11 protein-coding genes are annotated in these 14,520 nt (G+C 52.5%); 6 read left to right on the top strand and 5 right to left on the bottom strand.

The window, feature by feature from the left end; all coding sequences use genetic code 11:
- Positions 1-12 precede the first annotated feature (12 nt).
- From ACTOVJ_RS05100 to ACTOVJ_RS05080, 5 genes are all read right to left on the bottom strand, one after another.
- On the bottom strand, positions 13-1,566 hold the full coding sequence (locus ACTOVJ_RS05100) for a sensor histidine kinase (protein WP_449504645.1): 1,554 nt from the start codon (positions 1,564-1,566) through the stop codon (positions 13-15).
- A gap of 4 nt (positions 1,567-1,570) precedes the next feature.
- Positions 1,571-2,314 (bottom strand): response regulator transcription factor, encoded by a 744-nt coding sequence (locus ACTOVJ_RS05095; protein WP_449504644.1) that lies wholly within the window; start codon positions 2,312-2,314, stop codon positions 1,571-1,573.
- A 175-nt stretch (positions 2,315-2,489) separates the two neighbouring features.
- Positions 2,490-3,053, bottom strand: a complete 564-nt coding sequence (locus ACTOVJ_RS05090; RefSeq protein ID WP_449503658.1) for an NYN domain-containing protein — start codon at positions 3,051-3,053, stop codon at positions 2,490-2,492.
- A gap of 126 nt (positions 3,054-3,179) precedes the next feature.
- Positions 3,180-3,935 (bottom strand): PspA/IM30 family protein, encoded by a 756-nt coding sequence (locus tag ACTOVJ_RS05085; protein ID WP_449501383.1) that lies wholly within the window; start codon positions 3,933-3,935, stop codon positions 3,180-3,182.
- A 102-nt stretch (positions 3,936-4,037) separates the two neighbouring features.
- Complete coding sequence (locus ACTOVJ_RS05080) at positions 4,038-5,939, bottom strand: TPM domain-containing protein (protein WP_449504643.1); 1,902 nt, start codon at positions 5,937-5,939, stop codon at positions 4,038-4,040.
- Between the two features lie 173 nt (positions 5,940-6,112).
- On the opposite strand from ACTOVJ_RS05080, the gene ACTOVJ_RS05075 reads away from it, so the two are divergent.
- The 6 genes from ACTOVJ_RS05075 to ACTOVJ_RS05050 all read left to right on the top strand — a co-directional run bounded on the left by ACTOVJ_RS05075 (position 6,113) and on the right by ACTOVJ_RS05050 (position 14,509).
- Positions 6,113-6,490: a cold-shock protein gene (locus tag ACTOVJ_RS05075; protein WP_449501381.1), complete on the top strand. Its 378-nt coding sequence runs from the start codon at positions 6,113-6,115 to the stop codon at positions 6,488-6,490.
- Positions 6,480-7,274: a DUF3027 domain-containing protein gene (locus tag ACTOVJ_RS05070; protein WP_449501380.1), complete on the top strand. Its 795-nt coding sequence runs from the start codon at positions 6,480-6,482 to the stop codon at positions 7,272-7,274. Before ACTOVJ_RS05075 ends, ACTOVJ_RS05070 begins: the two co-directional genes overlap by 11 nt.
- Before the next feature lie 3 nt (positions 7,275-7,277).
- Positions 7,278-8,504: a mannose-6-phosphate isomerase, class I gene (gene manA / locus ACTOVJ_RS05065; RefSeq protein WP_449503660.1), complete on the top strand. Its 1,227-nt coding sequence runs from the start codon at positions 7,278-7,280 to the stop codon at positions 8,502-8,504.
- A 114-nt stretch (positions 8,505-8,618) separates the two neighbouring features.
- A complete protein-coding gene (locus ACTOVJ_RS05060; protein ID WP_449501378.1) occupies positions 8,619-10,094 on the top strand; it encodes an NCS2 family permease in 1,476 nt (491 codons plus the stop codon).
- A 189-nt stretch (positions 10,095-10,283) separates the two neighbouring features.
- Positions 10,284-10,970, top strand: a complete 687-nt coding sequence (locus tag ACTOVJ_RS05055) for a metal-dependent transcriptional regulator (RefSeq protein ID WP_449503661.1) — start codon at positions 10,284-10,286, stop codon at positions 10,968-10,970.
- A 920-nt stretch (positions 10,971-11,890) separates the two neighbouring features.
- A complete protein-coding gene (locus ACTOVJ_RS05050) occupies positions 11,891-14,509 on the top strand; it encodes an MSCRAMM family protein (protein ID WP_449504642.1) in 2,619 nt (872 codons plus the stop codon).
- Positions 14,510-14,520 lie beyond the last annotated feature (11 nt).

Here is a 14,520-nt window from a genome sequence, read left to right as displayed (position 1 = left end):
TTGGGGGGATAATTATTTGCGTGAAGTGAATGCTTTAGCAAGTTTTGGTGCTGCATAGGTGGACATGTGTTGGCGTGACTTCTCAGGCGCGCTCGGTTTTTCCATGAGCCGGGGGAAGGTCAAGCGAATAGTCAGCCCACCACCCGGGGTTTCTGCTACTTCAGTACTTCCAGAGTGTGCTTGCATAATGGCTGAGACAATGGCCAGGCCGAGTCCCGAACCACCTGATTCACGCGAACGTGACGTGTCAGTTCGGAAGAAGCGCTCAAAGACTCGAGATCGGTCTTTCTCCTTGATTCCAGGGCCGTGATCGCGCACTTCAACAATCGCGGAATCTGGGCGTTGATTCGAGCGTCCGACAGCCACTTCTACTGCTGTCCCTGATGGTGTGTGCGAGCGAACATTCGATAGCAGATTCGAAATCACTTGGGTGATCTTCTCTTCGTTGCCGATAATCATCACTGATTGAGGCTCATCCCCGTCCAGATCGGTGACTTCAATGGGGTAATCAGGTGCGCGTACCTCGAAGTCTGACACTGCATTCAAGGCAACTGAAGCCAGATCGACGTCGGAGTAGTTGAGTTTGCGTCCTTCGTCCAGGCGCGCGAGTTGTAGCAGATCTTCGACGAGGTGGCTCATTCGTGTCGACTCGGACTCAACTCGTGCCATGACGTGCGGTACCTGATCTGCGGGGACGCCGCCCATACGGTAGAGCTGGGCGTAACCGTTGACGGAGGCCAGTGGTGTGCGCAGTTCATGGGATGCATCCGACACGAATTGTTTCATTTTTTGTTCGGAAGCTTCTTTTGATTCGAATGATTCCTGAATCTGCGACAGCATGACATTGATGGATCGTCCGAGCATACCGACTTCGGAACCTGATGAACCTGACGGCACACGGCGGGAGAGGTTTCCAGAGGCAACGTCACGTGTCGCTACTTCGATCGCATGTAAACTTCGCAGCTGGCGCCGGATCATCAAAAATGATACGGCTCCACCGAGGACACCAAGAACGAGCTCGAACGCTACGAGCATCTGGATCAGGTTCGTCACTGCTGCGTCGACGCTGATTGTGGGCAGACCGATCACGACAGAACCGATTGGTTGATTTGTTTGCGGCTCCACCATTTGTAGCGTAATAATCCGCCACTTGGAGTTCTTTGTGCCGGGGACGGTGATGGGATCCTGTGTGAGCTGTGTTGCCAGCGTCGCTGGATGGGCAGGTTCTCCCACGGTGCGTCGCATGGGTTCGCCCACCACAGTGAATGGTTTGAAATTCTGGTAGGCGACGTACACAAAATATTCAGATGGCAGGATCTGTGTGTAATCGGATGCAGTAATTTCTTTGCGTGACCCGTTGACCACGCGATCGAGGGTTTGGGTCGCGATTTCGGTACCGGAGGTCATCAGCTCGGTGTCAATTTTCCGAGTCAGGTGAGTGCGCAAGATCTGCGCGCCGATGAAAGAGATCAGGACGAACACGACAACCAGCAGTGACATGAAGGTAACGCTGAGTTTAAAAGAAAGCGTGCGATACCAACGTGGCGGATCGTGTGGAGCCATCATGAGTTCACTTCGCGGTACGGAGCACGTAACCGATGCCGCGCTTGGTATGAATCAACGGCACGAAGGCGGCTGCTTCCTGTGGGTCGGTCATACCGAGGGCTTGAGGTGAATCGAGCTTGCGACGCAAATAAGAAATGTACGATTCGACGATCGAGGCTTCTCCTACCCAGTTGTAATCCCACACGTGATCGAGGATCTGCATTTTAGAAACCACGCGTTCGGAGTTCACCATGAGGTAACGCAAGAGCTTGAACTCAGTGGGGGAGAGGTCGATCTCGCGGCCAGCGCGCGTCACTTCGTAGGTGTCTTCGTTCAAGATAATATCTGCATATGTGATGACGGCGGTCTGTGGAGTGGTTGCGGTGGTGCGACGAAGAACAGTGCGAATACGTGCGACGACTTCTTCAAGCGAGAATGGTTTAGTGATGTAATCGTCCCCGCCGACTGAGAGGCCTTGGAGCTTGTCTTGGAGATCGTCTTTTGCTGTCAGGAACACGACCGGCAATGTTGCGCGATGTTCGCGCAGGTGACGAAGTACCTCGAATCCATCCATGTCGGGGAGCATAACGTCAAGTACGACGATGTCAGGGTTGAAAGCAAGTTGTTGTTTGAGCGCTTCGGCGCCGTCGCCTGCGGCAGCGACTTCGAAGCCTGCAAAACGCAGGGAGGCTGAGAGGAGCTCACGGATGGTTGGCTCATCATCGACTACGAGGATGCGAGCTTCCGGTTCAGAATACTGGGCTGTCATGCCACTATTCTTACCATTATCGCTGGAAGTGTGCTGAAAGTTTTCTGAATGCGCCGGATATGTTTTCCTGCCGACGACGGCGGTGCGCTGTTGTTTTGTGCACACTCTGCCGAGCGGTGAGGCAAGTGACGATTGTGTGAAGAAATATGGAGCGGGTCAGGCTCACATACGGGCATTAAATAAACTCCAGAGGATCGAATTCTTCGACATCCATCGCGTGGATACGTGACAGTGGCTGGTTGAAAGCATGAACATCATATTCGAGATCGATAATTGTCACCCCTCGATCTTGGAGAGAGGCGAGTGATGTCGAAAGGAATTCGCGGAAACACAAAATGGACACACGATGCCCAGCGTCTAGTAGTTCTTCGATCTGGGGAAGATAGTCCGCGTCATGTGAACCGAGCACGATATCGGTGCCGGGCTTCGTCTTCGCGATGGCTTCAAGCGTGCGTTGGATTCCTCGATCGACAACCTTGACATTGGGATCTTCAGACGTCAAAAGAAGTGGACGCCATCCGATGGCCATGAGTGCTTGGACAAACGAGGTTGCGATCTTTTCGGTGGCGTTCAAAAAGAACAGACCCGAAATAGAATGGCCGTCTGACGGCTGGTCTTGCCAAGGATCGAAGTCAAGTACGCGATCCCAGCGGGGGCGCTCCTCTGCTCGTGGAGCACGCCCAAGAATGTTGACACCCAACGTGGCATCAAGGTTTTCGCCGTCAATAAGAAAATACATAGCGCAATTCTAAACCGAATGCGGGCGGGAGGTTAGCCTCCCGCCCGCATTGGTGAATATTGTGATGACTCAATTCGAGGTTAGTGCTGTGAGAAATTGGGGATCGCCCATCCCTCACATGCCTGATCAGTAGGCTGTGAAGTCCTTGCCTTCAATTTGCTTAGCGGGTTCGCCAGCCTGCAACGCTGCCAAGCGGGCTTCTACTTCGGTCATGTCTTTGCCTGATTCCAGTTCAGCGAACTGAGCGTCCAGGGAAGACTGGGCAATTTCAGCTTTGCCTAGTGCGAGTGCTTCTTCGCGGCGAACCTTTTCTTCGAAGCGACCAAGCTCAGAAGTGGGATCGAGAACGTTGATTGCCGAGATCGCATCATGAACCGTGTTTTGAGCGGCGGCAGTCTTTGAGCGAGCCACTAGCTGATCACGCTTTGCCTTGAGTTCTTCAAGCTTGGAGCGCATCATGTTTAAGCCGTCTTTGAGCTTAGCAACGACTTCTTCTTGCGAAGCGAGTACCGGTTCTGCGGATTTTGCTTCACCTTCGGACTGGATTTGCTTCTCGATTGCGATCTTTGCCAGATTTTCGAACTTCGCGGCGCCGTCTTCGTTGCCGGCTTCGCGCAGTTGCTTCGCCTTCGCGACCGCGGCGGCTGCCTTCTGACCCCATTCGCGTGCGGATTCAACGTCTTCTTTGTAGTCTGACTGGGCCAGGCGGAGGTTGCCCACGGTGACAGCGACGGCGTCCTCAGCCTCAGCAATGGAGTTGGTGTAATCGCGGACCATCTGATCGAGCATCTTTTGTGGATCTTCGGCGCGATCGAGAAGCGCGTTTACGTTTGCTTTCGCCAATTGAGCGATACGGCCCAGGATCGACTGCTTTTCTGCCATGGTTAGCCTTTCGTTGGATATCGGCTGTTTCTTCAAGAAACATCCGGTCTCTATTTTATCGGTGTTTCGTTGTTGTGACTGCTTATTGCGCTCAGCGTGAGATCAGAACTTCAATGAGCCGCCGCCCCCGCCGCCAAAACTTCCTCCTCCGAAGTCTCCGCCGCCAAAGGAACCACCGCCCCAGCCTCTATCCCATCCACTCGAACGGTGCCCGGAGGAAGCGATACCGTTAAGAATTCCGCCAATGATCATGCCGGTCAGGAGGTCACCGCTGTTGTTGCCACGGCGAGAATGATCCATCCTGCGGATGTCGTTTTGTGCTTCACTCAGCGCAGCAGTTGCCTGTGTTGCCGCTTCGCGCGCGTGATCGGCCTTGCGCTCAAGCTCCGTTTCGCTCATGGCACGAGCCAGAGCAGTGCGGGCGCGAGCCAATAGAGAACGCGCCTGAGCGCCGACGCCGGAACGATAAGTGTTCACGAGTGCGTCAGCTTGGGATAGAGCATCGGTTGCAGAATTCATATCCGCCTCGGTGCGCGACTGAAGCTTCTGACGGCGATCATCGGCTGCGCGCACGCCAGAAAGAGCCAGATCAAGAGCATCTTCGGCGGTGCGGAGATCGTGTTGGAGCCCAAGGAAATTATCATCACTTCCCACGCGTGCCAACACTGCGCGCGCTTCTTGAGCGCGAGCGTGAATGGCACCATCGGAGCCGCCTAGGCGATCGGCGTCGGCGAGGTCAGAGGTCAGCGATGCGGCTGCCTGAGCGACAGCGTCCTTTGCGTTTGCGATCAGCTCAGGTGCTCGATCGATGCTTGCCACGAGTTCGGATGCTTGGCCGATTGCCCCCTCAGCAAGTTGCGCATACGGGACGGCCTTGTTTTTCTCTCCTTGAGCCACGAGCTTATTCGCCGTGTCAATGGACTCTCCTGCTGCTGCGAGCAGACCTTCGACTTGTGTTGGGACGGTTTCAAAACTCACCAGCATCTGTTTGGCATATGAACGTGACAGGTCATCGAGTTTCTTTGCCACCAAGGGAAGTGTGGAGAAGATGTCATCTTTGCGTTGGCGTAACTCCTCAAGCTTGACGTCAACGTGTCGAGCCAGAGATCGCAGTTCAGAGAATGCTTTTTGGTGTTCCTTGAGTGCGGTTTGCACGGACTGCGCGTAAGCGAGGATTTTTTCATTCATCTCGCGTTGCTCTTCAGGGGTTTCGGGGTCATCGTCCCCTAGGAGCTTTTGCAGCATGAATGCTTCATGGATATCACGTTGGGCACTGTCCAACACGGACGAAAACTTCGCTGTGGCATCAACTCCAAACTCTGCTTGAGCGAACTCCAACTCGGCTTGGGCTGAACGCAGGTTGTCATCGGCGTCGAGAAGAGCGGCAGACGCCTGCTGCGCGAGTTTGTTAAGATCGGCAGCTTCAATTTTCTTTTTGTTGCGCGCCTTCACGCGCGAGACAGCAAAAATGCCAGCGCCGACGGCGAGTGCTCCACCGGCGATGGGCACGATAGGCGGAGTCGAGCCACCGTGTTCCACACTGTCGCCGTTCATTGCTGAGGTGACGTTCTGGGCAAGTTTCTGCACAGCAGTGTCCCAGTTCTCGTTCTTGAGATCCTGCAAGACACTGTCATTGATAGCCTGTTGTAAAACGGAGGCAGTGACACCGTTGTATCCATCAAGAGCATAAAAACCGATATCGCGAGTTTTGGTGGCGATTGCCACGATTCCCTGGCCTGCTTTGAGCCCGGTTTTTTCTGCGGTTTGCTTGGCCCAGGTTTCAGAATTCATTTGGGAAAAATCATCCACAATGACCACGTACAAGCCGGTTTTGGGTACCCGAGCCACGGAATTGAAAGTTTGTGCTGAATCTGTGACCACGCCACTTTCATCGACGAAATGTGCATCGAGTGAATGAGGCTCAACTGCTAACGCTGCCGCTGGCCACATCAATCCTGCCAGCATTGTCATGCCAGCGGCGACCTTCACCAATCGTTTCACCATGACATCAATCTACCAAGGTGAGTGTTGTCTCGCGGTGGCTGTTTCGCTTCAAGCCGTAAACCGGCGTCGCTAAGGCGGGGGCAAAGTGCCATAATGAAGGAGAATAGCTTTTCGGGGAGATCCCCCGCGCTCGCGGTATGTCCGCGAAATTTTAGAAGAAAGAGAGTGAAGCTGTGCCTACCGGAAAGGTGAAGTTCTTCGACGAAGCGAAGGGTTTCGGTTTTATTTCTGGCGACGACGGCGAGTCTGTCTACCTGCCCGCTAGTGCGTTGCCGATTGGTGTGCGTGTCAAGGCAGGAACGCGTGTGGAATACGGTGTGGGGTCAACCCGCCGCGGTCCTGCTGCGCTCTCGGTTGAGGTCATCGCTAAACCTACATCTCTTGCTGCTGCGGCTCGCCGTAAGCCAGAGGAGATGCGCCCGCTGATTGAAGATCTGATTAAGATTCTCGATTCGGCGTCTGAGCAGTTGCGTCATGGCCGCTACCCTAAGGATGGGCCGCGTATCGCGATGGCATTGCGTGCTCTCGCAGAGGATTTCGATGTCGAATAATCGCATTGTCCCTCAGGATCGCCCGGTCAAAGATAAGTTGCTCGGCGGTGCAATCGAGCAGGCTCGTGAGGCAATTTTAGAGGTCACGAAAGAAAGTAACGTCGGGTCTCATGCCGGAATGTTGCAGGAAAGTGATCGCGTCATTACACACGCGTTTGAGTGTCTTTTGCCTGGCTATAAGGGATGGTTCTGGACTGTCACGCTCGCTCGCGCACCTCGGGCGAAGAAGATTACTGTTTCTGAAGTCGTCATGCGTCCTGGCCCGGATGCTCTTTTGGCTCCGACGTGGATTCCTTGGTCTGATCGGCTCAAGCCATCCGATATTTTGCCGTCGGATCGCCTCCCATACAATCCAGACGATCCTCATCTGGAGCAGGTCGAGGATCCTTTGCTCGATCAAGGTTTTGAAGCGACAGGGATCGATGCTGATGCGTCGGCAGTTTTTGAGCTGGGCCTTGGGCGTAAGCGTGTGATGTCCGATGCTGGCCGTGCGGCTACGTTCCGTCGCTGGTATCGCGGTGAGGGTGGTCCGCGTAATCAGGCGACGCGTGATGCGAAAGCCCCCTGCGCGACATGCGGTTACTTCTTGCGGATGGACGGTTCTGCGCGTGCAATGTTTGGCGTTTGCGGAAATGAGTGGTCTGCTTTCGATGGTCGCGTGGTCTCGCTTGATCATGGTTGTGGATCGCATTCAGAGACGGATATTCCTCGGCGTACTCCGCTGTGGGATCCGTCCGAACCAGTGCTCAACGATCGCGATCTTGAGATTATCGAGGAAAACTAGCTCGTGGAGTTCCTTGCTGGGAATGTCAAAAACTACTCGTGGGGGTCGCATCGTGCGATCCCCACGATGTTTGGTTTCCCGGCGTCGGAAGCCCCAGTAGCCGAGCTTTGGTTCGGTGCTCACCCGCTTGCCCCGTCGTTTATCGGCCGTCAGTTTTCTCTGGCGTATGGGCAAAAAACGCCCACCGACGTCGTTGATCTTGCCACGCATGTTGCTGCTGCAGCGCAACGGGTGTTGGGGGAGGATGTTGCGCGTCGTACCGGGGGGACGCTTCCTTTCCTTCTCAAGCTCATTGCGCCGGAGGAGCCGCTATCGCTTCAGGTTCACCCGTCGATTGATCAGGCACAGCGAGGATTTGCGTGTGAGGAAGCTCAGGGGGTGCCAGCGGATTCGCCGACGCGAAATTACAAAGATCCCAACCATAAACCGGAGCTTGTTTACGCTCTGACCAGGTTCGAAGCGATTGTGGGTTTTCGCTCGCCACGTCGAATTCTCGGTGTGCTTAGCGGGCTTGGAACCGCGCTTACTCAGCGGCTCGCTCATTTCATCGAAGAAGAACCGAATGCTAACGGAGTGAAAGCGGCATTTGAGTGGCTGCTCTCTTCGCATACGCGTCCCGACGCTGTTGCGGTGAGTCAGGTGGTCGACGCATGTCAGGCGCGTGCGCCGGAAGAGAGTCCTTCGCCGCGCGCAGATCGAATCGTGGCTTATCTTGCGCAGTACTATCCAGGAGACCCGGGTGTTGTTGCTTCGCTTTTGCTTAATCCGGTCACGTTGAGTCCTGGTGAAGCGATGTTTACTCCTGCGGGTACGGTTCACGCTTATCTTTCGGGAGTTGGTGTGGAGGTCATGGCTGCCTCGGATAATGTGATGCGGGCTGGATTGACGCCGAAACATGTGGATGTGCCGGCGTTACTTTCCGTCCTTGATACTGTGGCGGCACCTCCGATTCGGATCGCACCTGAACGCGTCAGCCCGATCCAGTCCATGTTCTATGCTCCAGTGGATGATTTTGAACTGTCGGTAATCGCTTTGCGTGATGCGTCATCATGGGAACGGGTGCGCGGGAGTGGTCCACGGATCATGTTGTGCCTCGAAGGGGCGGCGCAGATCAGGTGTTCAGGTGAGACTTTACGGATGAACACCGGTTCGGCAGTTTTTATCGAAGCTGCCGACGGTGGTGTGGAGCTTCGTGGTGTTGGCAAGTTTGTTCAGGCCGACGTGCCTTAAAGCGCTGAGGTTCAGCCAATCTACCCGTCAGGGATCAAATTGTGAGACAAAATGTGTTCACATTGTGGAACGGGTCTTGAAGTGGTGGGGCTTCTCCGTCTAGAGTAGCCGCACGTGAGTACTTCTATTGCTGAAAAACAGAGCCCGAACACAGCTGGCTCCGCGTCCTCCCTCGACCGACTCTTTCGCATCTCGCGCCGCGGTTCTACACTCGCCACAGAGATTCGTGGCGGAGTGGTGACCTTCTTCGCGATGGCCTACATTCTCGTCCTTAATCCACTAATCCTCCAAGGGCCTGACTCTACTGGTCACTACCTCGGCGGTGGCACCGCTCCCAATATTCCTGCAATCGCTGCTGGTACCGCTCTTGTGGCTGGCATTATGAGTATTCTCATGGGAAGCGTGGCGAATTACCCCATCGCGCTTGCTGCTGGCCTCGGGCTGAATTCGATGGTGGCCTCGACGATTGTCCAGATTCCGGGAATGACGTGGGCTGACGGCATGGGCATCATTGTCATCGAAGGCTTCGTGATTCTACTTCTTGTGCTCACTGGCTTGCGTGAGGCGATCTTCCGAGCAGTGCCACGATTCCTTCGTGCAGCGATCTCGGTGAGTCTTGGACTCTTCATCACCTTGATTGGGTTGCTCAACGCTGGCCTCATCCACACTTCCCCTGCTGGACTCGCCTTTGGCATGAACGGTTCCATTGGTTCGTGGCCGATGGCGGTGTTCGTTGTTGGTGTCGTTGTGATCATCGTCGGTCTGATCCGCAAGGTCAAGGGCGCTGTGCTCTGGGGTATTCTCAGCGCGACGGTGATGGCAATCATTGCGGAATCAATTGGCCACTTCGGTGTGGCTAGCGAAAATAACCCACTGGGATGGAAATTGACTGTTCCAGCCTTGGCTGGCTCGCCTGCCAACCTCCCTGACTTCTCCACCCTTGGACAGTTCTCAGTGGTTGGCCCGTTCCAGAAGGTTGGCGTGATTGCAGTTGCAGTTCTCGCATTCTCTATTCTTCTGTCAGACTTCTTCGACACTCTCGGTACCATGATCGCCGTGGGTACGGAAGGTGGTCTGCTCGACAAAGATGGCAATCCGCCGTCGACTCGCCAAATTCTCATTGTCGATTCCATGGGGGCAATGGCTGGCGGTCTGGGTGGTGTTTCGTCGAACACCGTGTTCGTTGAATCCACCACTGGGGTCGCTGAGGGCGCGCGAACCGGACTTGCTCCGATCGTCACTGGAACCCTGTTCCTCTTGGCGACATTCCTCTCCCCGCTCTTCGCCATGGTGCCAAACGAGGCGGCTGCTCCAGCGCTCGTTACTGTTGGCTTCCTGATGATGCAGCAAGTGGTGGATATCGATTGGAAGTCCCTCCATGTTGCGATCCCAGCGTTCATGACGATCGCGATGGCACCATTCGCTTTCTCGATTTCTGTCGGTATCGGAGCGGGCTTCCTGACCTACATCCTCGTCGAAGTTGCGCGTGGTCAGGCGCGCAACATTCACCCGCTGATGTGGGGCTCGGGTGCGGTTTTCGTAGTGTACTTCCTTCTTGAGCCGATTCAGAAGGTGCTCGGCCTGGCCTGATCCTCGGTGATGAAGGGAGCTGGATGCGTGAGGATACGCATCCAGCTCCCTTAATATTAGGGCAGCCGGTACGCTACATAGATATGCCGGGATGGGATCTGATTTCCCGCCGGTATCGGGTGGCGACATCTACTGACGAAAGATTCGCAAAGTCGGTAAGCTGAGAACAAAATCGCGAAAGGAAAAGCTGTGAGCGACCTCATCGACACCACAGAGATGTACCTCAAAACAGTGTATTCACTGATGGAAGAAGGTACTCCCGCGCTTCGTGCACGTATTGTCGAGCGGCTGGGCCAATCTGGCCCCACAGTGTCCGAGACAATCGGACGCATGGAGCGTGACGGTCTGGTGGAACTCGATGGGCGCCAGATCCATTTCACCCCCGAAGGTCTGCGCCGCGCTACTCGCGTCGTGCGGCGGCATCGTGTAGCTGAACGGTTGATGAACGATGTGCTCGAATTAGATTTGAGCCGTATTCACGATGAGGCCTGCCGTTGGGAGCACGTGATGAGCGACGACGTGGTGGAGAAGATTGAGCAGTTCCTGCATTCCCCAACCACTGATCCTTTCGGCAACCCGATTCCCGACGAAAAGGCTCACGATCCTCAAGAGCTGTCAGGGAAAGTTGCTGGGCTTCAAAATCTGGCAGCACTTATGGAATCGCTTGAGCCGGGACAGAAAGCGAAAGTAAAGATTGCGCGTTTGGCGGAAGTTGTCCAAGATGATGCGGAGATGATCTCGATGATTGCAGATCTTGGCATCCTTCCTGGCAAAGAACTGACAGTGAGCGCGGATCAGGTTCGCACTGATCTGGGTGAGCTTATTGAATTTTCTCCGCATGTGCGCCATGCAGTGTTCGTGAAACCTGTGCAGTGAGTACATTGCGAGCCGCGGTCAGCATGTAACACAACATTTTCGGACATAGCTCCCACCCTGACCCGAGCCAACTCCCTTCGGAGGGATAATCCAACACCCTTCGGAGTGGTAATCGGCACGGTGATAGCCTTCGAGCACGTTCTTGACGATGTTGCGATTGCTACCCGCTGACTGGGATGCTCCCGGCGGTCATGGCGAGGAGGTACCCATTGGTAATCCCTTGCTCGCCAACCTACAAGATTCTCGCCATTAGCGATCGGGTCATTCGCCTTCTGTACCTCCATTAACTCAAACCTGTGCATTTTGTTGCTTGGCATCAAAGAAGGCGCTTGCTTTTCCAGGAATTCGTTCTCCAATGCAAGACGCGTGCTATTTCGGTAATCGTCGTTTCTGATCGATCATGAGATGGTCGTGTCTTGGCGATATCAGTAAGAAAAGATGGACCTGTCTTTTTCTTGTTCTTAATATCCCTGTGACCATTTCAGGCAGAAAATCTAGATAAATCAAACGTAATTTATCAAGCAATAAAGACTATATAGAGCGCCATAGCTGCATTATGTCTAATTATGTTCTATTTAATTGATGAATACTATAAAAATAGTCTAGCAATAAGATTTTATGTAATGTTATTAGTTATTTAAATATAATTAAATCCATCTACCCCCCCCTAACGCGATATAGCATCAACATAAATTTAATTTGCGATAATAAACTATATGAAACTATATAAAATCTAAATATCAGATAAAATCTTTTTAGTATCGCACTTTAAAATAACATCACCATAAGCACATAAAAAAAGCAGTATAATAACACTGATAAATATTTAATAAACTATATAAAAGTGAAAACACCTCAAAGTTGACTATTAGTGTGAGTAGTAGTTCAATATATTCGTTGTCTCACTGCAAAGAGCTTGAATGGGCGGGATATTCTGCTGCGGTTTAAGCGCTTTGTTTTTGAGTAAGACTGTGTTGATTTTTTGCGGGGTGGGGACAATGTCTCAACGACTGACATGGAGACAGAAGATTGCGGCTGCAGTTGTGGCTGTTGGTTTGGTAGGTGCTGCTTCGTTGTGTACACCTGTCGCTGTTTCAAGTGAAATAAATAAAACGAACTTAAGCCATCGAGTTGGCGTCGTGACACAGCCACTGAGAATCGGTGATTCATCCCCTCGTGAGAATGGTGTTTCTCTTCTTGCGGGAGGAGGGGAACTTTATACTCTGGATCCTGATTCAAAAAAAATTACACCGTTGGCTCCCTATCTTCCTCCGATCGATAGCGGGGGCGCTTACTATCCGACAAATCAGAAACGGGTGGTTCGTGTCGCAAAGGCATATAGGCAATGCCAAAGAAGAACATTAAGAGAAGAAGGAAACTGGTGTTATTACGCAAAAGGATTAAGCTATAACGCTTTAGGTGTTGGTCCTGATGGAACACGTTATGCAACATTGAAAATTGGTAATAGTGGTACGCCTTATGCAAATGGGCGAGGCGTTTCGCGCTATCCACTTTTTCAGGTGTATTCCCTCCGTCCAGGTTCACAGGAGTGGGAAAAGTATGGCTCAGAATTTGAATTTCCTGCACAACAGATTTCTGGTGGGGAAAGGCCAGACAATTTAACTTTTAATGGGGGACAGGTTGCTCCTGACGGCACGTATTATCTCTCAGTCACTGATAAAAAAGGGCCATCGAACCAGGCGAAGTTGGTGTCCCATCTTTTTAAGATGACTCCAACAGGGCTGCAGTATGTCGGAGAAGTTACTGACGCGAATTTTAATCAAGGGGATACCGGATCGAGCGATGGGGATATCGTCTTCACTGAATCCGGAGATCTTGTTATTGGATTTTCTATTTTACGTGCGGATATTCCGGGGAATGCAAGACCGGGAGTGAACAGAATTGATTTAACTGTTGTTCCTAAGACCGCTCTTGACCGGGGTAATGGAGGTGCGCTGGAATCTTCCCTCTACTCTGTCGTAAATATCCGAAAGGGAGAACAGAAGAACGAAGAAAATTCTGCAATTGGCGCAACCAACGGTTTTGCGATAGGGAACGATGGCTCATTAATCTCAGCAAACTTCTCCATGACATCAAGTACGAGTTCGTTCTACCGTTACACAGATCTCCATAGTAATGCTCGCATCTTGACAAAAATGCCTATTAATGGGGCTCTCGGTAGTTATTCAAACACCACTGCTCTTCCTGAATGGGAACCCCCACTTGCAAAGTGGCAGGATAACCGAGATAACTCCGGCGGGCATTATTACACTCCTGTGCCTTGGGACTCACAGATTACGGACATGGCTGGTGAAGCTTTTATCCCATCGGTTGTGGCTCACAAGCGCGTGAATGGCCGTGTCTCACCAGCTGACCAGTTTAAAATTGAAGTAGCTTCGAAGTCTATTAGTAGATACGCAACAACAACAGGTAGTGCCAATCAAATTGCTACACAGGCTATACCTGCTCTTTCTGGAACTCAAATAACGGTAACTGAAGAGATCGCTTCAGGATCAAGCTCGTTAGAAGAGTACGAAGTATCAGCTCAGTGCATAATTGGCAATATTCCAATTAAAAATATCTCTGCTCCGAAGATTTTGGGGAGAAAAGCTACTGTTCAATTCGCAGTGCCATCCGTTTCTGGCAATATTGATTGTACATTCGTAAACACTCCCAAACTTAGCGGTCAGTTTGAATGGGCAAAGGAAAGCGACGACGGACAGTTGCTCGCCGGTTCCCAGTGGACGCTTGCACGCAAAGATCAAAGTGAGTTTAAGGTAGAGGGTTCATCGGCACCTGCTAGTAGCTTCGATATTTCGGATTCAGGATCAGGAAGTGAAATCGATCAGAACCCAAATGTGGGCGAATTCTTGGTTAAAGGCTTAAAACCTGGAATATATACGCTCCGAGAAAAAGTTGCGCCAGCAGGGTTTCAGCGGATCAATACTCAGTACACGTTCACGATTGGTTCCCCTGCCCTTGAAGTAAATAAAGTACATCTCTACGACGGAACCGCTCCGGTTCGGGGAAAAACGGGCCGTCATAATTCGATTGTGAATATCCCGCTCACAGGTGTGCTCACTTTCGAAAAACGTGCGGGTTTAGAGCCGGCAACAGGTAACGAAAACTTGCTCGGTGGTTCTGAATGGACATTGACGAACGTCCGCACGCGAGAAGCAATCACGTTGACGGATTGTATAGATACACAGGGCTCCGTGTGTCATGGAGATTTAAAAGATACTGACTCCCGAGCCGGAGTATTCCGAGTTACGGGCTTGAAGCTTGGCACATATGAGCTTCGAGAAAAGAAAGCCCCGGCAGGGTACGTTCTTAATACCACGCCACGGACTTTCACTATCGCTACGAAGCAGCTTGAACATAGCTTCGTTGGAAAACAAGCGATACTCAACCATCAACTGACTGGACCGACTATTCCATTAACCGGCGGAATCGGAAGGGACTTCTACGCCATCATGGGAACAGGGGTTCTTGGTCTTGCAGTTCTTGCATTTCTGCTGCGTCTACGCAAGCAGGGCTAATTTATGGGGGA

The organism is Arcanobacterium sp. (ex Cirak et al. 2026) (assembly GCF_053585065.1).
The sequence above is the reverse complement of the archived record's forward strand: the minus strand, read 5'-3'. Positions and strand labels throughout refer to the sequence as shown.